Annotated in this window: 21 protein-coding genes; 11 read left to right on the top strand and 10 right to left on the bottom strand. The window is 55.9% G+C overall.

What is annotated here, in order from left to right; translation table 11 throughout:
• Window positions 1-172: 172 nt before the first annotated feature.
• From H681_RS19765 to H681_RS19755, 3 genes are read left to right on the top strand one after another with little or no spacing between them, the layout of a single operon-like run.
• Window positions 173-1,672, top strand: coding sequence for a flavin monoamine oxidase family protein (locus H681_RS19765; RefSeq protein WP_015478661.1), 1,500 nt, complete (start codon window positions 173-175; stop codon window positions 1,670-1,672).
• Between the two features lie 9 nt (window positions 1,673-1,681).
• Window positions 1,682-2,338 carry a c-type cytochrome gene (locus tag H681_RS19760; RefSeq protein ID WP_015478660.1) on the top strand — a complete coding sequence of 219 codons (657 nt, stop codon included), beginning with the start codon at window positions 1,682-1,684 and terminating at the stop codon, window positions 2,336-2,338.
• A gap of 28 nt (window positions 2,339-2,366) precedes the next feature.
• On the top strand, window positions 2,367-3,029 hold the full coding sequence (locus H681_RS19755) for a hypothetical protein (RefSeq protein ID WP_015478659.1): 663 nt from the start codon (window positions 2,367-2,369) through the stop codon (window positions 3,027-3,029).
• 252 nt (window positions 3,030-3,281) lie between these two features.
• On the opposite strand, the gene H681_RS19750 is transcribed toward H681_RS19755, so the two are convergent.
• From H681_RS19750 to H681_RS26045, 7 genes are all read right to left on the bottom strand, one after another.
• Window positions 3,282-3,947 carry a c-type cytochrome gene (locus H681_RS19750; protein ID WP_041712715.1) on the bottom strand — a complete coding sequence of 222 codons (666 nt, stop codon included), beginning with the start codon at window positions 3,945-3,947 and terminating at the stop codon, window positions 3,282-3,284.
• Window positions 3,947-5,440, bottom strand: a complete 1,494-nt coding sequence (locus tag H681_RS19745; protein ID WP_041712157.1) for a flavin monoamine oxidase family protein — start codon at window positions 5,438-5,440, stop codon at window positions 3,947-3,949. Before H681_RS19745 ends, H681_RS19750 begins: the two co-directional genes overlap by 1 nt.
• A gap of 228 nt (window positions 5,441-5,668) precedes the next feature.
• A complete protein-coding gene (locus H681_RS19740; RefSeq protein ID WP_041712714.1) occupies window positions 5,669-6,373 on the bottom strand; it encodes a TetR/AcrR family transcriptional regulator in 705 nt (234 codons plus the stop codon).
• 151 nt (window positions 6,374-6,524) lie between these two features.
• Window positions 6,525-6,821 carry an EthD family reductase gene (locus H681_RS19735; protein WP_015478655.1) on the bottom strand — a complete coding sequence of 99 codons (297 nt, stop codon included), beginning with the start codon at window positions 6,819-6,821 and terminating at the stop codon, window positions 6,525-6,527.
• Between the two features lie 68 nt (window positions 6,822-6,889).
• Window positions 6,890-7,306, bottom strand: a complete 417-nt coding sequence (locus H681_RS19730) for a RidA family protein (RefSeq protein ID WP_015478654.1) — start codon at window positions 7,304-7,306, stop codon at window positions 6,890-6,892.
• A gap of 17 nt (window positions 7,307-7,323) precedes the next feature.
• Window positions 7,324-8,157 (bottom strand): phytanoyl-CoA dioxygenase family protein, encoded by an 834-nt coding sequence (locus tag H681_RS19725; protein WP_015478653.1) that lies wholly within the window; start codon window positions 8,155-8,157, stop codon window positions 7,324-7,326.
• A gap of 410 nt (window positions 8,158-8,567) precedes the next feature.
• Window positions 8,568-10,112, bottom strand: a complete 1,545-nt coding sequence (locus H681_RS26045; protein ID WP_157883340.1) for an extracellular solute-binding protein — start codon at window positions 10,110-10,112, stop codon at window positions 8,568-8,570.
• 703 nt (window positions 10,113-10,815) lie between these two features.
• Here H681_RS26045 and H681_RS26970 point away from each other — a divergent pair.
• The 3 genes from H681_RS26970 (at window position 10,816) to H681_RS19695 (ending at window position 18,132) form a co-directional block, all read left to right on the top strand.
• Entirely contained in the window at window positions 10,816-11,811 is a 996-nt protein-coding gene (locus tag H681_RS26970; RefSeq protein WP_236620489.1) for a hypothetical protein, read from the top strand.
• A gap of 80 nt (window positions 11,812-11,891) precedes the next feature.
• The gene (locus tag H681_RS26035; RefSeq protein ID WP_080636242.1) at window positions 11,892-16,988 is read left to right on the top strand and encodes a hypothetical protein; all 5,097 of its coding nucleotides are present in this window, start codon (window positions 11,892-11,894) and stop codon (window positions 16,986-16,988) included.
• Between the two features lie 655 nt (window positions 16,989-17,643).
• Complete coding sequence (locus tag H681_RS19695; RefSeq protein ID WP_015478646.1) at window positions 17,644-18,132, top strand: hypothetical protein; 489 nt, start codon at window positions 17,644-17,646, stop codon at window positions 18,130-18,132.
• A 15-nt stretch (window positions 18,133-18,147) separates the two neighbouring features.
• Here H681_RS19695 and H681_RS19690 read toward each other — a convergent pair whose 3' ends face one another.
• Entirely contained in the window at window positions 18,148-18,540 is a 393-nt protein-coding gene (locus H681_RS19690; RefSeq protein WP_015478645.1) for a hypothetical protein, read from the bottom strand.
• 466 nt (window positions 18,541-19,006) lie between these two features.
• On the opposite strand from H681_RS19690, the gene H681_RS27285 reads away from it, so the two are divergent.
• Together H681_RS27285 and H681_RS19685 are read left to right on the top strand one after the other, a co-directional pair.
• The gene (locus H681_RS27285; RefSeq protein WP_080636241.1) at window positions 19,007-19,141 is read left to right on the top strand and encodes a DUF1330 domain-containing protein; all 135 of its coding nucleotides are present in this window, start codon (window positions 19,007-19,009) and stop codon (window positions 19,139-19,141) included.
• Between the two features lie 454 nt (window positions 19,142-19,595).
• Window positions 19,596-19,958: a histone-like nucleoid-structuring protein, MvaT/MvaU family gene (locus H681_RS19685; protein WP_015478644.1), complete on the top strand. Its 363-nt coding sequence runs from the start codon at window positions 19,596-19,598 to the stop codon at window positions 19,956-19,958.
• A 205-nt stretch (window positions 19,959-20,163) separates the two neighbouring features.
• Here H681_RS19685 and H681_RS26025 read toward each other — a convergent pair whose 3' ends face one another.
• Both H681_RS26025 and H681_RS19680 read right to left on the bottom strand, forming a co-directional pair.
• Window positions 20,164-20,421: a YebG family protein gene (locus tag H681_RS26025; protein WP_015478643.1), complete on the bottom strand. Its 258-nt coding sequence runs from the start codon at window positions 20,419-20,421 to the stop codon at window positions 20,164-20,166.
• A 561-nt stretch (window positions 20,422-20,982) separates the two neighbouring features.
• Window positions 20,983-21,264 (bottom strand): DUF3509 domain-containing protein, encoded by a 282-nt coding sequence (locus tag H681_RS19680; protein WP_015478642.1) that lies wholly within the window; start codon window positions 21,262-21,264, stop codon window positions 20,983-20,985.
• A 169-nt stretch (window positions 21,265-21,433) separates the two neighbouring features.
• On the opposite strand from H681_RS19680, the gene H681_RS19675 reads away from it, so the two are divergent.
• The 3 genes from H681_RS19675 to H681_RS19665 all read left to right on the top strand — a co-directional run bounded on the left by H681_RS19675 (window position 21,434) and on the right by H681_RS19665 (window position 24,126).
• Window positions 21,434-21,913, top strand: coding sequence for a phosphate-starvation-inducible protein PsiE (locus H681_RS19675; protein WP_015478641.1), 480 nt, complete (start codon window positions 21,434-21,436; stop codon window positions 21,911-21,913).
• Between the two features lie 87 nt (window positions 21,914-22,000).
• Window positions 22,001-22,972, top strand: a complete 972-nt coding sequence (locus tag H681_RS19670; RefSeq protein WP_015478640.1) for an HlyD family secretion protein — start codon at window positions 22,001-22,003, stop codon at window positions 22,970-22,972.
• Window positions 22,954-24,126, top strand: a complete 1,173-nt coding sequence (locus H681_RS19665) for an ABC transporter permease (protein ID WP_015478639.1) — start codon at window positions 22,954-22,956, stop codon at window positions 24,124-24,126. The genes H681_RS19670 and H681_RS19665 overlap by 19 nt, the downstream gene beginning before the upstream one ends.
• Window position 24,127 lies beyond the last annotated feature (1 nt).

Below are 24,127 nucleotides of genomic sequence, written 5' to 3'. Positions count from 1 at the left end.
CAAAAACAAGAACCGATTATTTGACTTGGGCTTTCCGGGCCGCACCCGGAGTTCACTGGTTCGGCAACGCATTGGTTTTAAAAGATTTATTTAGATGTGATGCCGATTTTTCATTGCCGTAAAGACGCTGTTTTGTGGGTAATAAAAATCAAGAATTCGTGAGGTATAAAGCATGACTAAGAAGTCCTCCTCGAATAGTTCTTTCGACTTACGGCGAAGGCAATTACTCAAGTTTGCAGGGGCTACCGCTGCCGTCGGAGGGCTGGGGCTGAAGATGGGCCTGGCAGCTGCTGCGGAGCCTTCTGCCGGAACCTCCGCGACATCCGCAGGCGAGAAGGATGTTCTGGATGTCGCCATCATTGGTGCCGGCTTGGCCGGGCTGACGGCTGCAAGGGACCTGCATCTGTCAGGGTGTCGCTCCTTCGTTGTCCTGGAGGCTCGCGATCGCGTTGGTGGACGCACCCTTAACCATGATCTGGGGTCGGGGTTCATTTCCGAGGCCGGCGGCCAATGGATCGGGCCGGGACAGACCGCAGTCGCCGATCTCGCGCGCGAGCTGGAGATTGGAACCTTTCCGACCTACTACGATGGCCGGACCGTCATTCTCGGCGGAGAGGGGCACCTTGAGATCGATCTCAAGGGCACTTTCGGCACCGATCCTGCGCTCGCTGCCAAGCTCAGCGAAATGTCACGGGACGTGCCTTCGGGAGCACCGTGGAAATCTCCGAAGGTCGCCGAGCTGGACAAGATGTCGGCTGGCGACTGGCTGGCCGGACAGAACATCAAGCCCGAGGATAGAGGCGGGTGGAATGCCAGTTTCCTGCTCAGTGGTGGCGTGGCGCCGGCCAAGATGGGGCTGTTGCATTTCCTCTCGATGATCAACTCCGCCAGTTGTGAATACGACAAGCTCGACTCGATCAAGGACAGTGCCCAGGGCACACGTCTGGTCGGTGGCTCGCAGATACTTTGTCTGAAGATGGCCGAGCAGTTGGGCGACCTTGTGCGCCTGTCGTGTCCGGTCCGCGAGATATCCGGTTGGGATAGCCCAGTCGTCACGCTGCACACCGGCCAGGGGGAAATCCGCGCGCGCCGGGTCATCGTGGCCATCCATCCCGCGCTGTGCCATCAGGTCACGTTTGACCCGCCCTTGCCCGAAGGTCGCGCCGCGTTGCAGCAGGCCTGGCCGTCGCATTCCCCCGCACGCAAGAGTGCCATGGTCTATTCCCGGCCGTTCTGGCGGGAGAAGGGTTTGAACGGTCATGTGTTGACCGTCGATGGCCCGGTCATCTGGGCCTGGGACAACTCACCACCCGGCGGTGAGATCGGTGTCATCAACGCCTTCATCTCCAATGCGCGGGTTCCTTCCGATCGGCAGGCAGCGCAGCGCATGCAGGCGGAAATCTACGCTCAGGCGCTGGGCGAGCAGGCGCTGCATCCGGTGTCGTATCACGAGCATGACTGGGGGCAGGCCGATCCCTGGACTATCACCTGTGTCTCGGCAATTCCACCGGGTTTCTGGAGCACCCATGGCGAGGCACTGCGGCCTTCCTGCGGCAACCTGATCTGGTCGGGCACGGAAACGGCGGACATCTGGGCCGGGTATATGGACGGCGCGGTCCGTTCCGGCCATCAGAGCGCTCTGCATGCCCTCAATGCATTGCGTCAGGCGTAGGAGCGGACGATGAAGAAATTCATATTGCTTGGCGTTGCTGCAGTGCTGGCCATTCTGATGGCCTTCTATGGTCGCGATGTTCTCGGTCTCTACCGTCTGCAGAGCTACATCAGCGATTCGTCCAATGCCTACGAGGCCGATGGCGGTCCATGGCCGCATCTGACGGACACCTGCGTCAACTGCCATGGTGTCAAGGGTAGTTCGCTTAACCAGCGTTACCCCAGTCTTGCGGGACAGCCAGTGACCTATTTGGCGACTCAGCTTCAGCATTTTGCGAACGGACAGAGGGCCTATCCGAACATGGGGCCACTGGCGATGACGCTGAGTGCGCAGGAGATTGACCTGCTGGCGAATTACTACGCCAGGCAGCAAGCCCGGGAGAACAGCAGCTTCCAGGCGGATCCGGCATTGCGCAATAAGGGAAAGCAGCTGGTAGCGGCCGGAGGATGCATTGCTTGCCACGGCGAGCACCTGATGGGGCATGAGCAGTTCCCACGGCTTGCCGGTCAGGGCGTGGACTATCTGATCGCCCAGTTCGATGCGTTCGCCAGCGGCAAACGAAGCGAACCCAGCGGAGTGATGAAAGCAATCACCTCCACACTTTCCCCAGACGATCGGCGGGCAGTTGCCCACTACCTTGCGGCACTAGCACCGCAAGCCAATTGATCAGCCATTCAATTTCGAGGTTGCCGTTATGGACGCCAGAACTTTGGTGTTGTGTTTTGCTTGTTTCCTGTTGGTTCTCTCCGGATTCGTATTCGGATATAAATTTCTGAAGAAGCGAAACTATCTTCTGGGCGTCGAATGCCTGGTGATCGCCTTTTCAGCATCCAATGCCTTGATCTTCTTCCTGACCAACTCTGGCATCGCTTACGAGATTTCGCACTTTCTCGATGCCTTTTCCAGAGGGTTCGGCGTTCCCATCATCAGCATCATTGGCCTGATGGCCGTCACACATGGGTACAAGCCATCGAAGTCCAAGGACTTCCTGATGTTCCTGGTTACCTTCGCCGCCACCTTTGTGCTCATCCTGGCGGACTTCATGGTCAAGCCTCTTCCTTACTTCTATGTCGCGATGTGGTCGCTCTTCTCGATCTACCTGGTCTATTTCGCGTCTCGTCTGGTTGGCGTCGGAGCCTATCTCCAGGCACTTGGCGTAATCATCGCGATGCTCGCTGGCCAGGCGATTGCGAGCATCTATGACTTCTACAAGATTCCAGGCGACGAGACGAACGTGGTTCTCAATTTCTATGTTCTCGCCTTAAGCACCTGGGCCTTCATGCTGAGTCAGTTCTACTACGGCTATGGGGCGCTGGAGCGATTGAAAGGCTCGTCGGAAATGCTACCGGCCCGCTGACTGCAATCTGTGGCGCAGGCAAACACTACCTGCACCCCAATTGCCTCCTGAGCAAAAGCCGCCTGACCAGGCGGCTTTTGCTTTTCGGATGACTGATTGTTCGCTTGTGCAGGGTGATGCGCAGTATCGTTCTGACGGGGGAAGAATGGGTTGTTCAGGCCGCTGGCTTGGCAGCGATAGCAGAAGGGATGAGGCCTGATCACAGGGCCGGAAAAAGTGGTGGGCGTCCATGCCCACCGAGAAGGGCAATGGTTACTGTTTGGCGGGAGTAAGCGTGGACAGATAATGCGCTGCCGCGAGGATTTCTCCCTCGGAAAGAGAGCTGGCCAATGCATTCATGGCCTGCGTCGGATCCTTGCGATCACCACGTTTGAAGGCTGAGAGCTGATCAATCAGGTAGAGCTTTCCCTGGCCTGCGATACGCGGAGCAATAGGGCCGCCGGCAAGCCCTTCGCCATGGCAGGCAGTGCAGCCCTTGGCGGTGACCGTGGCCTGGCCTCGCTGCTCGAGCTCTTTGTCGCTTGCGGGACTTTCCGTCCGACCAGCCTTCTGCCGCGAGAAGTAATGGGCCAACTGCTTGATCTGCTCGTCGTTCAGGTTCGCCGCCAATGGGCTCATTTGAGGGCTGTGGCGGCGCCCTTCGGCGAAGGCCCTTAGCTGCTCCTCGATGTAGGCTTCGCTCTGGCCGGCCAACGATGCGAATTGGGCGTTCTGCGGTTGGCCATGGTCCCCGTGGCAAAGCGCGCAGCTGTCCTGCAATTGCGGCCAGGCGCCGCCATTTGCCTGATACTCGGCATCATGCTCGTCGAGGGCATTCATGAAGCGGTATCCCGCATAAATCTCAGGGCCGTAGACGGCGCCAGCGCCTACCAGCGCAACGGCTGCCGTGAGGGCGCCAATGACGAATACTCGTTTCATCATGCGGTCCTCCGGCTCTGAGTCAGCGCTTGCAGCGCTTCCAGCGCAGCGCGGTGTCCGGAGCGGACGGCGCCATCCATTGAGCCGGCCCAGATGTCGGCGGTTTCGGTACCTGACCAGATCAACCTGCCTACTGACGGGGTCAGATATTCGCCCAGTTTGGTCCAGAAGCCGGGTGGCATCGGCGAGATGCAGGTCAGGGACCAGGGGTCGATCTTGCCCCAGTCGTGATCGTGATACTGCATGGGGTGAAGCGCCTCGTCACCCATGGCCTGCGCGAAAATAGCGGACAAGGTTTCCTGTGCGGCCTTGGGATCGACAGGCAATTGCCCCGGTTTAACGAAGGCGCTCAGGACCCCGAGGCTGCCGTCAGGCGGCGAGTTGTCGTAGGAAAGGATCAGCGGACCCTCGACCTGTACAATCTGGCCGTTGAGGCCTTTGTCCCGCCAGAACGGGCGCTTGTAGACATGCACCGTCTTACGCATGGGTGCATGCGCTGGCCAGCGTCGTTGCAACTCGGCGCGGCCGCCCGGTAGCGGCGGATCGAAAGTGATCTGCTCGCACAGGGCCGGGTTAAGGGCCAGGATAACCGTCCGCGCGCGGACGATGCCCTTGTCGGTATGCAGTTCGACGATGTCGCGATCCCAGCCAACTATCCTGCGCACCGGGCTGGAAAGACTGACCTTGTTGCCGAGCGTCTGGGCCATTCGGATGCTGAGGATCTGCGAGCCGCCCACGAAGCGAGTTTCCTGGGCGCCGCCCTTGAAGCCCTCGAGCTTCTCCAGGCTGCAGTCGGAGGAGTTGATCATCGACAGGTAGTGCAGAAGTCCCATGCCGGCGGGCGGGCTACCGAAGGTCAGGCTCACGGACATGTTGAAGCCGAACTTGTCGACATTGCTGACGCCCTGCTGCTTCAGCCATTCACCGACCGAAAGCTTGTCCAGCGCCGCCGCATCGGCGGCTTTCCAGGGCGCCTTACTGGGCACCTTGCGGGCCAGCGCGTTGAGCTTCTCGACGATTACTGGATTGGTCTTGGCGCCATCGGTCGTGTCTTCCTCGTACTTGGCGTCACCCATGAGGTAGGCCGACTTGCCCTGGTAATAAGTGGGGAAGGTGTCGACCTCGAGCTCACGCGCCAGGTCCACAATGGCGGTCTGACCGGGGCCGATCCATTGACCGCCTGCTTCGGATATCACGCCGTTACCCAGGTTGTGGTTATAGGTGCGTCCACCGACCCGATCGCGTGCTTCAAGCACGATGAAGGACTGGTTGCCGGCCCGGAGCAAGTCGCGCCCTGCCGTTAGCCCCGCGAGGCCGCCGCCGATGATGGCGACGTCGAGCACATCGCCCTGGGTATCCTGCGCCGCTTGTGCATTGGCACGCGTGCTGAGCGCGAGCCCGCTGAGCAGTGCTGCGCTTCCCAGTGCTTGCATCAATTGCCGCCGCTGCCGAGCTTGTAGCGACAGCTCGTTGTTATCGTTTTCTGTGACCATCGTTCACACCTGTGGGTACGTTTTATTTGTTATCACAACTGTTATGTAAAAGTACCGCACAATGCTGCCCTAGCAAAGGGGGAGAAGGGACGAACTATTCGATGATGGTCGGCGGGGATGAAGCGGGGAGGCGATCGAGCGGCAAACGGCGTGCGGCCACTCGCCGGAGAGGAGCTACAAGGCCGGTGTGTCCGGCCTTGCAGGGAAACTCAGGAAATTTCGATGAGGTCAGCGCGAGGTGGCGCGCTTACCCTTGGACGCAGGCTTGGCGCTTTTAGGTTGGGGAGGGGAGATCAGGGTAATGACCGCGTCCAGGAGTGCCTGCTTGCGCTTGGGATTGAAGCGCTCGGGCTCGATGGGCTGCGACATCATCCAGCCGTCGCCCATTGCGCTGATCTGGTCGGCGAGCAGGTCGGCGTCGATGTCGTCGCGGATGGTGCCTTCGGCCTGGCCCTTGGCCAGGATCGACGCAAAGACTTCGCGGAACCTGAAATAGCGCTGCTCCAGGACGTCAGCAAAGGCCCGTTCGTGCCTGGCATGAGCCAGTAGCTGGAACAGGGCGAGCCACGAATCCGGCTCGTCAGCCTTGGTCCAGTTGAGCCACTGGTCGATGATGGTCCTGACGTCGATCCCTACCTTGCTGAAGTCCAGCAGTGTGTCGAACTCATCGAACAGAGACTGGGCCGCGGCCGTGACCATCTCCTCCTTGTTTGCGAAGTAGTAGGTCACTGCTCCTGTCGTGCAACCGGCATGCTGAGCAACCCTGCGCATCGAGGTGCCTGCGTAACCTTCCTTGGCGATCACCTCGATCACCGCTTTCACGAGTTCGGTACGCTTTTCTTCGTGATTCCCCACAGGGCGCCCGCGACGTGCAGGTCGCTCGGACTTGCCGTGGGCTTCGGTGGTGGCGGGAGAGCGTTGGGTGTCAGGCATGGGAATGGCGCTTTTATGGCTGGCTGGGCGAAGTTCGTTCACTGGGAAGAGCCGGAGCCTTCCGAGTTGCTCAGCATAGGGAATTTGCTGGATGAAAGCATCAAAGGCCGCCAAGGGCGGCCGCGCCTCGATGGAAACTCTACCCCCAAGCTCAGTCGTCTGCGCGAAAGATCTGAGGCGTGAGGTTGGTGAAGTTCGGGACGTCACCCACCACCTCAGCGGTTTTCGGGGAGGCGAGTGCGGCATCGATGTCCGACTGATTCGCGAAGCGCATGATCACCATGCCGGCGAGGGGTTGCGGTCCTGCCGCCGGGAAAAGGATCTCCGCGGATTGCAGGCCGAACTCGCCCCAGGCCGATTGGGCCAGAGGGATATGCCGGGATACGTAGTAGTCACGATCGAAGGTTGCGCCTTCGCTGACCGGGTAGCTCACGATGAGAGTTGCCATCTGTCTAATTCGCTCCTGCAGGTGATTGGCGCCTCGATGAGGCGCCGGTTGATTTCAATGCCGGCGAATCAGGCCTTGCCGCTGCCGATGACTGCCACCGCGCGGACTTCCACTCGCAACTGAGGCAGCGACAGCTGAGTGATGCCGACAGCGCTCCAGGCCGGATAGCGGTCAGGGAAGTACTCGTCCTTGACCTGGCCGAAGGCATGGACTTCGCCTTGCAGATCGGTGTGGAAGGTAATCAGCTCGACCACATCGGCCAGGCTGCCGCCCGCTTCCTCGAGAATCCCGCGCAGGGCCTGGAAGGCCAGGTGCGCTTGCTCAGTGATATCGGCGCCGGGAACGAAGTTGGCGTCGATTCCCACCTGGCCGGAGACCCAGACGATATTGCCAACACGGTTGGCCTGGGAGAAATGATAGGTGTCGTACAGCACTTGGGTATGCGGCGGGTTGATCAGTTGCCGCTTCAGATCCTGGTTACTCATGACAGGCGTCCTCTTTTTTATACGAGTTGGCGGAAGGTCGGATGGCGGAAGGCATCGCCTGGTTTCAGGGACTTCAGTTCCTCTGTGAAGAGGACGCCCTGCTCGGGATAGCCCGAAGCACTCTGGCTCGGCAGCGGACGGAAGGTCGCGTCGTCGCCGAAGAAGCGGAATACGAAGGTATGACGATTCGGGAATGTTTCGTCGACCGGAGCACCGCCATGTAGCGATCCGGGATGAAGCACGACTATGTCGCCGGGCTCGGTGGCAAAGGACAGAACGTCATAGGCGTCCGGATCCTGTCGGCGCTGCGCCTCGATATCGGGGAGTCGTGGCAGGGTGTCGCCGCCATGCAGGGGCTGGGTCGGATCACTGGGGTCGAGGAATGTGGTGCCGTCGTAGCGTGGGCCGCGGTGTGAGCCGCGAATGATCTCCAGGGCATTCGTCTTGGGTACCGACTCGAAGCTGATCCAGGCATTACCCCAGTGATTTCCCGCCCATGGCAGGTAAGAGGTGTCCTGGTGCCAGAGCGTACGTGAGCCACGACCGCCCGCCTTGAGGAATACCTCCTCGGCGAAGTACCAGACGTTTTTGGAGCCCCAGAGCTCGGCAAACAATTGACCGAAGGGCAGGGAGGAAACCAATTCCTCCAGCTTTGACTTGGCCACCGGATTGGCATTGTCGACGTGCGACTGTTGCTCGGTGCCGTCGAACATGCGGAACGCGTTGGGACCATGATTCTCCACGGACCAGTCGTACGCCTCGCGGCATCGGGCCAACTGTTCCTTGTTTAGGAAGCCTTTGATCAGAACGGCCCCGTCTTCCAAAAACGCCTTACTCAGGGAAGCGTGCATGGTGCTTGTCTCCTGCAGAACGCTAGTTGTTGTGTCTTGGAGACTAACAAGCACTTCGTATTTACGCAACGATCGTTATGTTAATGTTACAAAGATCATTTTGTTCGGAAGAAGCAGGGTGAACTGCCTGTTTCGAAGCAGCTCGTGAGGTTTGGAAATGCCCAATAGGAGCTGCGCATCGGCTGGCCGGCTCAAGGTTGCCCACGGGCTCTTCTCGGAGGTGAAGGAAGCTTGTGGTTACCGGGTAACGGCAATCGGAGGAGGCGTAGAGTCTTGGGTCGGAGCTATGGCAGAGCTTTCGTTTTCCGACCGGTTAATGACAGCTGATGCGGCATCTGCCGCTGTCATTCCGTCTCGGAAGGCCTGGAACGCAAAGTGCGCTCCAGGCGTGTAGCGCCAGGTCCCTCGGTCTATTCGTGAGCGGCGCTGCTGAGCGGGGGCCAGACCTTGCCGATGGCTTGTCTTTGCTCGGTGGAAAAGCGCTCCGGGAGGAACAAGCGTCTCTTCTCGTCGGAGCTCAGCGGTGTCCGTTCAGAGAGCAGCTTCTGGTTGGATGGCTGCTCAAGGTCAAGGCTGGGTGTGAAGTGCGTGGCCTTGGCATTTCGCGCCGCATTGGCTGGCCTGAGCATGTAGTCGATGAAGCGGTAGGCGGCGGCCTGGTTCGGGGCGTTTCGAGGAATGGCGAAGCTGTCGATGAAAACCAGCCCTCCTTCCTGCGGGATGCTGTAACGCAGATTGCCCTTGGTGTTGGCTGTGGCAGCGATACCGTTCCAGGTGATCGCCGCGCAGATTCTCCCTTCAGCGAGATCTGCAATGAACGACGAAAATGAGCCCGTCCAGAGTGGTAGATCCAGGGCATCGAGCTCATGAGCGGCTTTCTGGACGACCCGGGCATTCTGGTTCTGCAGGCTTCTTCCCTTGTAATTCAGGAAGAGGGAGAGCGCTTGTTCGGGCACGCTGCCAAGCGTTGCACCACATGACTTCAGCTTGTTCGCACTGGCCGGGTCGAAGAGAACGCTCCAGCTATTGGCGACTGGTTTTTGCAGAAGCCTTGATGCCAGTTCTTCATTGACGACCAGGCCAACCGTTCCCCACATGTAGGGCGCCACGAATCGATCTGCACGACTGCGGGCCGTGATCCTCGCAAGCAGTTCACTGCTCACCTGTGACCGGTTTGGAAGCCTGTTCAGATCGAGCTCGACGAGCCGTTGCTGGTCTATCAATTGGTCGAGCTGAAAATCCGATGGGACGATAACGTCGAATCGCTGGCCAGCCGCCAACGCCGTATCCAGTTCCGCTGCGGAATGAAACTCGCTGTAGTCGACCTTGATCCCGGTGTCTCGTTCGAAATCCTGCAGAACGCCTGGGTCAACGTAGTTTGCCCAGTTGAGCACCCGCACGACCTCTCCTGCCGTCGCGTGGGCCATCGTCAAGATCAGGTATACCCCAGCTAGCCACGATCCTTTGCGGTACCGCCCAAGCCGTTTGGGAGACACGCGTCGATGCTCGTTTAGAAGCTCTGATCTCCTGGTTCCTGGGAGCATATTGGTCCTCGCTTTGCCGTGGTTTTTATTTTTGTATCGGTTGTTTTGTAAAATACACGGGCAATGCGAGACGTGCAAAAAGTGCGTGGGGACTGCTCTGCTCGAGGGATAGGTCAGGTGATACTGCAGATGACGCAGCAGCGCAGGCCCGACCCTTTCACCCCAGGCGAGCAATGCGGCGGGTTCACTCTCGGCGTAATACTGGTGGTTGGGCGGCCTGTGCTCCGGTTGCATGCTGATTCCAGAGACATATTGCCGGGTATGACTGCTGACCCCCAGATGGTTGTGGAAGACTTCCACAACCTCGCCCGTAGCGCGCACATCCACTTGCTGCTGTACCAATCGGCTCGGTACGGAATAGTGGTGGTTGGCCGTCGTTGCCAATGGATGCATTGAGACCGAGGCATACAAGCACTGGCTCCGTACACAGCGGCCACTACGCTCGGCATTATCTGCCATGATCTAGGGGGCCTATCAAAGCCGTTAAAAATATGGATAAGCGATGCCACAGTATTTAAGGACAAGCACTGTTCGCTTGCTTGAAGCAAGTCAGGAAGCTTTGACTCTTGCGCTCCTTGGCCTGGGAATGCCCAGCCGTGGAACCCTTCGCGTTGATTGTGCGCGATTCGCCGCTCCAGTGGGGCTTGTTGGCGCGGCCGCAGAACAAGCGCTATCAGCCATACTGGTACAAGTTCGTGGCGACGAAGCCCTCATGCTGTCCCCAACTCAATTCAAAAGTGCGCGGGATGTACTTCGGGATGTCCGAGACATATTGAGAGCTCCTGTCCCAAGGGCTTCGTTCCTGACTGTAGGGGTCGGAGATCCAGTTCGGCATCGAGATCAGCTTATCCAAGCGACCGAAGGTCTATCACTGCTTTTCGGTCAAAGAGCTGCCGGATTCCATGCAGGGAGAGGACCCTCAAGGGCCGTCGCCCTCGTGCAGGCGCATAAGGTACTGAATTTTCTCAGCCTCCTCGCAGAGTCGACGCGTGTCCGGCCCTACCTTGAGTGTGTTCCACGTCCACCAGACGAAGTGTTAAACCGGAACGTGCTAGTCGATGATCTGGCAAGAAGGTTTCGAGAGGCTGAAACAGCCGGGGAGCGAGGCGACTCATTGCGATCGCTGTTTCTGGTTTTGCCAGAAGTACCTGCAGAGGCACCAGAGTGGCTGGATGCTTTTGACAGGTCAGCAGTGGCACCAACAGTTGAAGATATCAATCTACTGCTGGGGACTTTGGAGCGTGCCGCTCCTGTGCGTTTTCAGCGCCTTAACGCTGCAGGGCAGGGGCTGCATGTGGTCGTGCGCCCACAAGATGCCAACGCCTTACCAATAGCTCCGCACCATATGCGGCGCGCGTTTGCCGACATTGCAGATCAGTTCGCTGCGGACGTCGGTAACGCCAATGGCAGACTCGATGCAGGAATCCTCGACCTGCCCCCGGAAAGTTTCTTGCTTGACTTAAGCGTCCTTGGCCCCGAACAGATTCGGCAAGTCCTAGGGCGGCAAACACTGACAGCACATGAGGTGTGGCCGTTCGTTGCTACAGCACTTTCTCAGCAAGGCACAGAGAGACCATTTTGGTTCATCACGTCTCTGGTAGATGACTTGGGGCAGCTTATTGGCCAAGTGCGACGGGCATTCGATGCAGCTCAGCGCAACCCATTCCGTCAGCGCCGAGCTGCAGCATTGGAGGCTTTTGAGGCATTGCGCCAACGTCAGCTGCTCGCCCCTCCTACAGAACTGGCGGTGTTCGTTAGAACCGCATATGCCAAATCAGAACGAGCAAGAGAGGCTCTTATTGCAGCAGTAGAGCGAAACAGAGGAACTGAACGGGGGGCGACTGCCGAGGCCGAGGCTGTCCTGCGCAGGGTGGCAGCCGGAGACGTTAATGCGGGTCAAGCGCTTACCGCTATTGTCGCTTCTAACAGTCTGGAGGCTCGCCGATATTGGTCGCGACTATTGGCGGAGGCCGCCACTGATCCTGAAGACCGCAACATGCTGGTGGAGATACTCCGGCATGCGGACCTCGCTCCTGCAAGGACTGCAGCAAGGAAAGCCTTGAAGCTCGTTGACGCGATTGCCTATGGACCGCAAATTGAGCTGGAATAATCAAAACGGCCCAGCTCAATTATATTTGCAATTATCCAGGTCGGCACAACGAAAAGTATTTTGAACGGAGAGTTATTGGCATGGCTGAGCTGAAAGAGCAAAGTAACCCATTTTCCACTGGAGGTGGTGGCGTCAATTTTGAAAGCCGGGTGCAGGCTTCATTTCTAGTCGCGCTTTTAGCTGGAACACCTATCCCATGTATGCCTACCAATGCTCGCGTAAAGGAAATTAGCTTCCAGAATAGATATGCCGGAGTGCACACAGATGATTTGCTTGTCATCTCTGAAGATTCAACCAATAACAAGCGAAATCTGCGAATTCAAATTAAACATGAAATAACGATAAGCGACTCTGAAGAATCTGTATTTGCCGAAGTGATTTTAGCCGCATGGGAAGACTTCAATAGCCAAGGCTTCAATAAAAATCTTGACTCCATCGCGCTTGTTACTGGCCCATTGACCAAGGTCGATCTTTCCAGCACTATTCCTATACTTGAGTGGGCTCGTCATTCATCAAGCTCCGATGAGTTTATCAAAAAAGCAACAACTAAAGGCTTCACAAGCGCTAAGAAAAAGGAACGACTAAGTGCTTTTCGAGCGCAATTAATTCGGGCAAGCGGCGACGCATTGTCAGACAATGAGTTCTGGGAATTCCTGAAGGCATTTCATCTTATTTCATATGATTTTGACCAAGTGGCATCAGTTACGGCTGCAATGCTTGGCTCGCTCATTCGTCAACACTCTGACCTACCGCCCTCAGCAGTTTTGGCACAGATTGTAACGACCGCTCAAGAATTCAACCAGAATGCAGGTACACTAACAGTCGATAACATTCCTGCCGATTTGAGTTCTTTATTCAGAGCCAGAGTAACTCAGTCGCTTGAAGCGGATATAGATAAGCTGCGGGAGAGAAGTCGCCATATATATCTAGGCATTTCTAATTCGATATGCGGGAGCCATGTATCCCGAGAGGACATTGTTGAAGAGATACGCGACTCTTACGAAGAAGGTGGATTCGTATTCGTTACCGGCGAACGGGGCGCCGGTAAATCTGGCGTTGTAAAAGACTATGTACAGTCCAGAGACTCTAGCGCGGCCACCTTCTACGTCAGGGCCGAGGATTTCGACAAGCCCCATCTTAATGATGTGTTTGTATCTATGGGGATCAGCTCAGACCTACACCAATTGGCGAGCCATTTCTCTCTCCTTAAAGAAAAAATCCTGATCATTGAGTCAATTGAAAAAGTATTAGAGCTTAATAACTCAGCAGCCTTTATAGATTTATTGAATTTCATAAGGTTGCAAGGGGGATGGTGCGTGATTGCGACAGGACGCGATTATGCATACCAGCAACTGGCATTTAATTACCTTCAACCCTGCGGCTTGAAATTTAAGAGCGTAAAGGTTTCAGGTTTCACCGATGGACAAGTTGAAGAGATCTGTAATAATGTTCCTGAGCTGCGGCAGTTAACGGGAAATCCAGCCATCTCGGAGCTTTTGCACAATCCGTTCTTTATTGATCTTGCTGTTCGCGCGCTTGCAAATGGTGCCAAATTTGAGTCCGGCAATACCGAGGGCGACTTCCGAACAATTGTCTGGAATTCGGTCATTGAAAGACAATCCGATCGCAGAAATGGAATGCCCGCTCGGCGCAGAGCCACTTTTATTGAGGTGGCAAAGCTGCGAGCAAAACGAATGGTATTTGGTGTTCCTGATACAGGTTTTGATCCTGCGGTTGTGGCCAAACTGGAAGAAGATAATCTTATTCGCCGCGATGCCCGTAGCTCTTTGATAAGCCCTTCTCATGATGTATTGGAGGACTGGGCTCTCGGCGAATTCATTGAAAACGAATACTTAGAAAATTTGGGGGCGCCGAATAATTTTCTAGCCGCAATCGGAAGTGAGCCCGCAATTGGTCGCGGCCTCCGCTTATGGATGGGCTTCAAGCTTGCAGCTGAAGCTGAATTGACAGACCTGATCGAAAGCATACTTACAGCGGATGATATTTCTAGCCACTGGAAAGATGAGGTTGTCGCCACCGTACTGTTAAGCCCTGACCCATCTAGATTTTTTAATCTACTGCAAGACAAATTATTAGCTAATCAATGCATTCTGCTAATTAGATTCAGCTTCATACTACGTATTGCTTGCCAGCGTCCTGTAGAAGGTGCAGGCGGCTATCCGGATAAAAATTCTGACTCTGGATTCTTGCTGTTATTGAAACCATATGGTCGCGGGTGGGAGGCGCTGATAAATTTCATATTTTCGAATAGAGCGTCTTTGTCTGAGTCAGTTCTCCCTCATGTTGTAGAGGTGGCTCACTCATGGTCGGATATTATAAGTATCTGGAGTAAACTGCCCGCGGAGGCACCTGCGGTTGGTGGCATCTGCTTATTTTTACTTGAATGGGTAGATTCGTATAAAAGAGAGAAGCTACGAACTAAGGTCCTGAAAGTTCTGCTGAAAGTAGTTCCGGCTATACCCGAAGAGTTCAATGCACTGGCAGAGCGCAATGTATTTGCATCAAGGCTGAGGCGCGACCGCCCCAACTATGTGGAGGAGCTTGTCAGGTTGGCTCTTGCTAGCGATTTGGCCCCCATGCTCTGCCGGCATCGCCCTGATTTCATTATGCGGCTTGCCAGGCATGAATGGTTACAACCTGAAACAGATGACGATAACCAGGGTGGCTATCGCCCTTTATCCGCAATGGGTCTGGATGAAGCTTACGGCCTGCAAAATGAAAGAGACTATTTTCCTGCAAGTGGCTTGAGAGGTCCATTTAAGTACCTGCTGCAACATCATCCCCGCAAAGGTCTAGATTTCATTCTAGACCTTTGCCGCGTTTGCTCCGCGAAGTTTGCAGCATCTGAGTATGGCCAGAATCGTGAAGATCTGCTTCAGGAAATGCCTGATGAGATGGAGGTTCGATCGGTTCTGATTCGCGCTAACGATGGAACCCAGATATCCCATTTTGCATCACCTCATTTGTGGAAAGGATATCGCGGCCACTCCACTGTGCCTTATTTGCTCCAATGTGCCTTGATGGCCCTGGAGAACTGGTTAGTTGAGTATGTAGAGAATCCGCCACCCAAGAATGAACTTTCTTGGATATATGAATACATATTGAAAAGCAGTAATTCAGTGTTAACTACAGCTGTGCTTGCCTCTATAGCCGTGGGGTTTCCTAAGCAGGTCGGCAGTGCAGCGTACCCGTTGCTTAAATGCACCAATCTCTACACATTAGATCTAATTCGTCAACTCGAGGAAAGAGGCAGTCAGGAACTAAATTGGTTTGCGATGCGCTTCGATCCCTGGTCTGAGTTCTTTGCTGAAGAGAGAAAAAATTCAGCTCTTAAGCCTTGGAGAGGGGAATCTCTAGAGGCATTACTGGTTAAATTCCAGTTCATTGAAGAGGATAGATCTGCGGCGTATGAGATTATTGACGAACTGAGCACACTTGCGGAGGCAGGTGAAAGCACCAGCCTGAAGTTCTTGGTTCATAGAGTTGATACGCGAAGCTGGGAGGCTGTTCCGGACGAGGAAAACAATAGGATCATTTTTCAATCCACTCAGGCCCTTAGCGAAGATCTTCAGCAGGCTCAGCGTGAACACCAGGAAATTCATGCTCATGACTTTTCCGTCCAGCGACTCTATCTGTGGTCTAGGAAAAAATTTGAAAACAATGAAACTAGCAGCTCTGAGCTGATTGGAGTCGACGAAGCTATCGCAGATGCAAGAAAAATCCTGGACCTTCTAATTAAGGGGGAAGTTGGGCGCTTTGAAATAATGGCGCTAGGTGCGGTTGCCACTACGGCTGCAGTTGCAGTAAGAGATTATTTTGACACCCTGTCAGTTGAGGATGTTAACTGGTGCTTGGAGGTGATAACTCAAGTAATCCACTTGAACTCGGATGACATTAGCGGTCATATGGCGGTCGATGCTACCGATTCTAATGGAGCTGCCGCTTGTGCGTACGTTCTTGCGAAGCTCTTGGAACTTGAGCTTGATCCAGAACCGCGCGAAGAGATTTATTATGCAATCGCTACGGCGATAACGCATGTCAACATACATGTATGTGCGTCTGCTGCTAAAGGAGTGCGTGATTACCTCTGGAACATGGATGAGAGCTTTGCTAGCAGCTGCATTAGTGGAGCTTTGGAGTTTGCACGCTTCGAGCTTGCATCGCGCTACACGTCCGTGCGAGCGGTTCCAAATAGCGACCCTGACACACCGCCTAGCGAATGGAGCACGCTTGTTTCAGAGTTTCGAGAAAAGATTCTCGGGGCAGAATTTGAGTTTTCCCCATCTGAAATCACACCGGAATCTCACTCCTTGTGGCGCATCCATATTCCGATGCTGATGCTCCCTCTCGGCAACTATGATGATAACAGTCTTAGTCTTTTATATAAGACCGTTTCAATAGTATATGAGGAGGAAAATGAACATAAAAATCGCTCGTCAAATCGATCATTTCGATTGAATCATGATGTGGCTGTAGTTATACAGAACTGCTTGGCCGAGCATGTCATTGCCAGCAAAAGTGATAATTTTAGGCCCGTTCGTGATCTTCTGCTGGCGGGATGCCAACAAGCGCCTAGCTTTATATATCTTGTTAAGCTTCGATTCGACACCGCTATGGAGCAACGGTCTGACTATAAAGGTATGTGGGAACTCTGGTGCTTATTGGAGTCTCAGTTGCATGAAATTGCACTAAATGCTGTATATACACCTTACTCAGGTCATCAGCATGATCTAAATACATTTTTACGCGGTATGCTGTACAGCGATGGCGTGTATCAGAAACATCCAAATCGGGTCAAAGCGATAACGACAGGGTCGCAATACTTGCTTGAATTTTGTAGGCGTTCAGCATGTAACAGCTTGGTTTTTGAGTCGCTATGCTCGCTCATGTATCAATTCCACGACTTGTTTTTTGACGATGGCATTCATGTTTTGGCAGCTGAGTACAGGAAGAATTCGAGCATTCTGACATCTCAAGGAAATTCTGCATATTGCCTAGAAATGGCAATCGCTAAGTTTTTTAAGCTCACTGACAAGCTAAGTCTTAAAATGTACGAAGCTTGTTTGGATCTTCTTACGGGAATAGTAGAGACAGGGTCTGCTAGAGCATACTATCTCCGTGAATCACTGATCCGAACACGCAGAATTTATAGCTAATTTCCGCTGATTGATGATTGGTGCATAGATCTAGGTCTCCCTAGCCGCTCACTTTTAGCCTTACTCTGTCGATTACGATTAGTTGGAGATAGCCAGGGCGAGTAAAAGTACTGGCCAAGGCCAGTACATGCGCGAGACCAAACCAGATGTAACTCCGCGGCTACATATTGGCAGGTAGCAATTACTCGCTTCACTTCTGCGGCGACCAGTTGCCTAGGGAAACTCTGAAAAAGCCTGCCTTTTTCGAGTTTGCAGGCCTGTAAGTCGCGTGGCTACTGGGGCGCATTTTTCGAGTTGGGGCTTTTTCAGACCATCCCTAGCTATTTCAAGGGTGGGTCAGGATCGTTGGCGTCGTGGACCACAACTACTGGAATGGCTGGACACAACCTCCAGCGCGGGTGGGTCACAATAACTGGAATCGAAGGGCAGCATCACTGGAATACACACCTGTCGAGAAGCCTCTACCGACCTATAGAGGGCCCCAGCCTCGAAGACAGCCTGCGCGCTAGATTTGTGCAAAGAAGCGCAAGGCATCACTATTCAACAGCAGGGTCTGCGCCAATCGGCAGGCCAACGTTAGAGACAGAGCTTTTGCCTGATCAGGTTTGGCTGGGCGACGGGGCTGGGCTTCAGTAGGATTGCTTAGGAGTGAATGATGACCGGTACCAACGTTGAGAAGAAAGAAGTCCTGCAATTCATCGAATTGATTTCGGCGGATGGCGTCAAGTCTTACACCCGTGCTGATCCGAAGGTCACCTATCTGCTCGTCGTGTTGGGTCGCACCGTCAAGGAGTTTGAGTGCCCTGAAGAGGCCAATGCAGCTGAGAAAGAAATTCTCGACATACAATTGGAGAAATTTCTCGAAATAGTGGGGATGGAGCTACGGGAGCATTTGTCTGAGCGGGATGATGAGTTAGCAGCGCATCTCGATAAGAAAGTGCGGGATTATGTCGAGTACTGGAACGAGAAGTTCAATGCTGTCTCGGCGGCGAAGGGTGCCATCAGGCGGGCCCTTGAGGGAAATCAATGGAAAGTCCAGAGCGCCAACGGAAAAAAGGCTTGGGCTAATCATCCAAAGTTCAAGGCGGGTAGTTTCTTACCACGGCCTAAGCGATCGAGATCCGGCAGCGACCTCGAAGTATAGCGAGTAAAAGCCCAGCTATTGCTGGGTTTTTTCGTATGGGGCGACAACGGCGTTGTCGAGGTTCTGCGGGTTTCGCTCTTTCAGAGCCATGGATACTACCTTGGCACTGATGAAAATGTAGAACAGGCTGTTGATCATGTGTAGGCCAACGATGATCACTTCCCCTCGCCTGATAGGCTCTTCACTGGAATAGAACAGCCAGATCCCGTAGAACGATGTGAGCACTACGAGAAATGGCAGTAACAATGCCAGGAAACCTAGGCAGCCGCTGACGGTTGTCTTTGCAGCTCCAAATGCGCGCTGCAAGAACGCAAGCATATCCTCACGATTTTCCCGTGGCATGGCGAAGTAGGCGATTAGCAAACCAATTGCCGACAGAAACAACGCTCCTGTTGCCACAAAATCCATATCACAACCTCCCTGTCGAAAATCGAATGGTAATACACCTATTGCCTGGGGGGCAGGGTGTCTTGCTGCCTGGAGTAAACATGAATGATGAGCAGCAAGCCTAGGCGGAAATGCTGCTTTGGATGGTGCTGCTGATCTCTATGGTCCCTGGTGTGGCTCGAGAGATGTGGAGGGCTGATGGATGTAGCATGCTCTTGGAGTTGCGCTCAGAGCCCGTGCAGCATGATCGATACGTATGCTGACCATCGCATAACTGGCTCGCCGGAGCATAGCGAGCCGAAGAGAGCATTCCTGGGTTGACTTAGAGTGGGCTATTTGAGGCTATGGATTCAGCTGCTGAACCAGTCGATCTGGTAGGTAGTCGGCTAATCATTAGCGAAGGAGGGAGGGGAACGCCCCAAGTGGCCATAGCAAGGGGTCGCCACTTGGGGGGAGGACCAATCATCTTCAAGAGTAGGACCAGCGGGTGGCCCTTGTTGAATTTGACTCGCAGGAGCGTGTCAAAGATTGCTACGACGATCCGGCTTATACAGAAGCTAAGAGATTTACAGCCGCTGCATCTAGGCGGCAATTAATGATCATAGAGGGAGGCCTAAGGTAGCCGACGGCTGAACCTTGATGCGTTCTACACATTTAAAGTGCGCTCGTTACTATTCGCTCAACCGGGCCTCCCTGAAGGCGCTTGCGACGGTGCGGGCAGGGGGATTCAAATTGACTAGGTAGTGCGCCTCCTGCGCGATATCTCTCAAGTAGTTAATGTCGTCGGTATCGGTATCGGTATCGGTATCGGTATTGCTGAGCGCTTGCCGTGTAACGCTATAGCCATTCGAGATCTGCTGGTCCGTTTGCCTTTGGTCGGAGGCCGTTGATCAGCATCTGCGCGGGATTACTGCTGCTTTTAAATGCAATGAGGCACAACTGAGCGCGGTAGTGAGGCCTGTGGTCGGGTAGTTATCTGTATAGGCAATTTTTGGAGGCGTCATAGAACAGATGGTGGTAATTTATCTAGTAAGGTATATTTTGCAAAATATCTAACTCGTCTCAAGGGAGTAGTCATGTCGAAGCTTGCTGAATTTCGTGCCGCTGAAAAGCAATTGGCGGAGCAACTGGCGCTCCTCGAGTCGCTTAAGAACGATTCTGGGCTGAAGAAAGAGATTGAGTTTGAGGAGAGGCTCAAGCAGCTCCTTTCTCAGTACGGAAAGTCTCTGCGTGATATTGTTGCCCTCTTGGATCCTGTCGGCGGGCAGAATCGTGCTACTCGCACTGCTCAGCCGAAACGCCGTGAGCGCGCAGTCAAAGTATACAGGAATCCGCAAACTGGTGAGGTTGTAGAGACCAAGGGCGGCAACCACAAGGTTCTCAAAGCGTGGAAGGCTCAGTACGGTGCCGAGGCAGTGGAGTCTTGGCTCCAGTCGTAAGAGTTTGCTGTGCTACGTCGAAGCCCGCCCTAACAGGCGGGCTTTTTTTGAATAGTAGTGTGCGTGGTCTTCATTTATAAAAATTGACGGCGTTGGGAGCATGACGGCTGAAGAAGGTGTTGAACAGATGGTTGACGCGTTTTCCTCTGCTCCGTGGGGCGAGACGTTAGGTGTATTGAATACGCTAAGCTATTGGTCAAACTAATCATTCTGAAACATTAGGAATTTCGGCTAGCGCGGACGGGTTATTTTTGAATGCTGCTGCAAAAGACGCCCTATTTTTTGCCATAAATATTCCAGCATCTTCTGCCGTCTTTTCGTCCAGATTAGGCACGTTTTTCAGAAGTACATCTGTAAGTGCTTCAGCCAACTCAAGCATCTGGTCGTGAGCATCGGCAAGTTTGCGGTCCACAAAAATAGTCTCCATATCGCGAGTGCTACGGTACAAAGTCTCGATGGCCATAATGGGTCTCTTTATCGGAGTGGGTTATTTAGTCCGTATACGCGCGTGAGCCTTGCAGGTCGCCCTAGGCTCGGGCCGGGACCGTGAGAAAGCGGTGCAACTAGGCATCAGGGGATTTTCCACATCTAGGCATCAGATTCTCCATGAGCTGCCTTTCAGAATAGAGGGGCTGTATCTATAGGATTTCTAAAGTTTTTTCGGCGCCTAGATAGGACGAAAACTTGTTGGCAGTAATACGGTATAGAAAATTGCCAACAGGCGCTCTGGATCGCGGCTGCTGCGGTACACCACTTCGACGGCCATTCATCACCTCGTAAGCCTTCTCTTGTTGGGGGAGTGGAAATTACTGTTTGTTTATACAGTAAAATAGTTGCGCAATGCTACTACCGTTGCGCGAACCATTCGTCAGAAGCCTGGACGCAGGGACATGGCATGCCGGTATTCGGTCGGATTCAGTTGTGGCCCAAAGCAGTGCGCGCGCTCTGTTGGCGCGCGCAGCTGTTCCGACGTGACCGGCGCGAGGCGCCGTCAGTCAGAAATTTCAGAAGGTGGGAATTGGGCTTAGGAAGCGATAGGCAGGCCGTCGCCGCCCCGCGTCATCGAGGCCAGCAGCTGTGGCGCCAGGCGACCCTGTTCTATGGCGATGCCAAAACGGATGCTCTGGATGAAGCGTTGCAACTGTTCCGGGTCCTGCAACTGGCTGCTGCGGATCAGGCGGCGCGCGGCGACACCTTTCTCGGTGGAAAGGGTGAGGGCGATGCTGCCGTCGGGACGTTCGACGCTGAAGTTGACGCGGTACTGCTGCTGGAAGGCGTCGGTCAGTACCTGAAAGGGACTTTCCATGAATCGGTCCTGCCTGTTGTGGGGCGTGCCTCTGGATTGACCGGAGGGCCACCGGAAAAGTTCGCCGTCATGTTGCCGCAGCGAGGCTGTGCCATGACTGCGCAAGATCAATGGCGTAGTGCTTGCAGGCTTTACGCCAGGAATCCTTTGAGACGCGGAGAACCGACGAATGAAACTGGACTGGGCCGAGCGCCTGCGTGAACGGATGCACGGCTGTGCCGAATCCCTGGGCAATCTTCTGGTGGAGGGCTTCCACTACCTGGCGCTGTTCGCCATCGGCGGCACGGTGTTCTGGTCGGCGGCGGTGGCCTTCGGCGAGATGATGGGCAAGGGCCACGCGAGCATCGACGACATCCTGCTGCTGTTCATCTACCTCGAGCTGGGCGCGATGGTCGGCATCTACTTCAAGACCAACCACATGCCGGTGCGCTTCCTGATCTACGTGGCGATGACCGCGCTGACCCGTCTGATGATCGCCGACATCCAGCACAACCACGTGCCGGACGACGGCATCATCCTGGTCTCGGTGGCCCTGCTGTTGCTGGCGCTGGCGATCCTGGTGGTGCGTTATGCTTCCTCGCGCTTCCCATCTCCCGCCTCGCCGCAGCGTGGCGGCGAGCGCGACCTGATCAGCGACGACGAGCGCTGATCGCCCGGCGGGTTTGATCCAGGGCCGTCGAAGTGGCGGCGGATGCACTACCATCGGTGCATCCGGCCGCCGAGGAAGACCGAGCCCATGAAGGGATGGAAGCTGTTCGCACCCCTGCTGATCCTGGTGATCATCGCCATCACCCTCTATCTCCGCCTGCACAGCCAGCCCCTGCTGCTGCAGGGGGAAGCGGACGCCACCACTGTCATCGTCGCTTCCAAGGCCAAGGGCCGGGTCGAAGTGCTGCACGTGCGGCGCGGCGACGATGTGAAGCAGGGTGATCTGCTGATTTCCCTCAGCAGCCCGGAACTGCAAGCCCAGCTGGACTCCCTGCGCGCCGCGCGCAACCAGGTGCAGGCCAACCTCGACGAATCCCTCCACGGCACCCGCGAGGAAACCCTGCGTGCCCTGCAGGCCAGCCTGTCCCAGGCCCAGGCCGAGTTGCGCAACGCGGAGCTGGAGTACCAGCGCAACGAGGAACTGGCCGGGCGCGGTTTCGTGTCCCGGGCGCAACTGGACCTGTCCCGCCGTGGCCGCGACGTGGCGCGCAATCGCGTCGCGGAGGCCCAGGCCAATCTCGACGAAGGCACCCGGGGCGACCGCGAGGAGCGCCGCCGCGCGCTGGAGGCGGCGGTGCGCCGGGCCGATGCGCAGATTCTCGAACTGCAGGCGCAGACCGACGACCTCAACGTGGTGGCCCCGGTGGACGGCGAAGTGGGGCCGATCCCGGCGGAGCAGGGGGAGCTGATCAACGCCTACAGCCCGTTGCTGACGCTGGTGCGGCTGTCCGACAGCTACTTCGTGTTCAACCTGCGGGAAGACCTCCTCGCCGAGGTGAAGAAGGGCGAGGAGGTGGCCCTCCAGGTACCGGCATTGAAGAACGCCCAGGTCATGGCCAGGGTCAGCTACATCGCGCCGCTCGGCGATTTCGCCACCAAGCGTGCCACCCGTGCCACTGGCGATTTCGACCTGAAGACCTTCGAGGTGCGGCTCTACCCCGAGAAGCCGGTGGACGGTCTGCGTCCCGGGATGAGCGCGCTGTGGCACTGGCAGCAGTAAGGCGCAACCTGCAGCGTTTCGCCCAGGCCTTCGGCAGCGAAACGCGAGTCGCCCTGCGCAGCTGGACCATCCACTGGCTCGGCTGGCTCTGGCCGCTGCTGCTGTTCGTGGTGATCAGCGGCGTGTACCAGGCCGGCACCCTGCTGGACATGCCGGTGGCCGTGGTCGACGCCGACCACGGCAGTCTGTCGCGGCGCATCGTGCGCGAGCTGGATGCCGGCTCCCACGCCAAGGTGGAAGTGCTCGGCGGCGGTTTGCAGGAGGGCCTGCGCCGCCTGCGCATGGCCGACGACTACGCGCTGCTCTACATTCCCCGCGACTTCGAGGCGGACGCGCTGGCCGGCCGCCAACCCACCGCCGAGCTGTACTACAACTCGCTGTTCTACTCCGCCGGCTTCTACTCGACCCAGGACTTCAGCGGCCTGATGAGTTCGCTCAACGCCGAACTGCGGCCACGCCTGGCCACCGGCATGGACCGCCCGATGCCGGCGCTGGCGAACGTCGCGGTGTCCTACGAGAGCCTGTTCAACGCCAGCGGCAACTACATCTACTTCCAGCAGTTCGCCGCCATCGTCCACCTGCTGCAACTCTTCGTGATCGTCGCCACGGTACACGTGCTGGCCCGCGAGGCGCCGGAGCTGCGCGCGTCGTCGCCGCACATCCTGCGCGCCCAGGCCCTCGGCGTACGCCTGCTGGGCAAGCTGGCGCCCTATACCCTGCTGTTCAGCACACTGCTGATGGTGGAGCTGTTCCTGCTGGTGGAACTCAATGGCGCGCGGATCAACGGCAATCCCTGGTGGATGCTGGCGATCACCGTCTGCTACGTGGCGGCGGCGCAGAGCGTCGGGCTGGTGCTGTTCATCTTCACCGCCAACCGTTTCAGCGCCTATTCGCTGATCGGCCTGCTGATTGGCCTGGCACAGACCTATTCCGGTGTGCTGCTGCCGGAGCTGGCGATGCCGCAGATCGCCCGGGTGATCGCCGAGGCCGAGCCGCTGACCCACACCCTGCACGGCCTGTTCGACCAGTTCCTGCGCCGTGCGCCGGCCGAGTCGGGGCTGTACACCTGCTGCAAGCTGCTGCTGTACCCGCTGCTGGCCTACATGATCGCCAAGATGCGCCTGCGCCGGCGCCTCGACCTGAGCCCGGCGTAAG

Source organism: Pseudomonas sp. ATCC 13867 (assembly GCF_000349845.1).
Classification (GTDB): Bacteria; Pseudomonadota; Gammaproteobacteria; order Pseudomonadales; family Pseudomonadaceae; genus Pseudomonas.
This window is presented reverse-complemented; position numbering and strand designations above follow the sequence as displayed.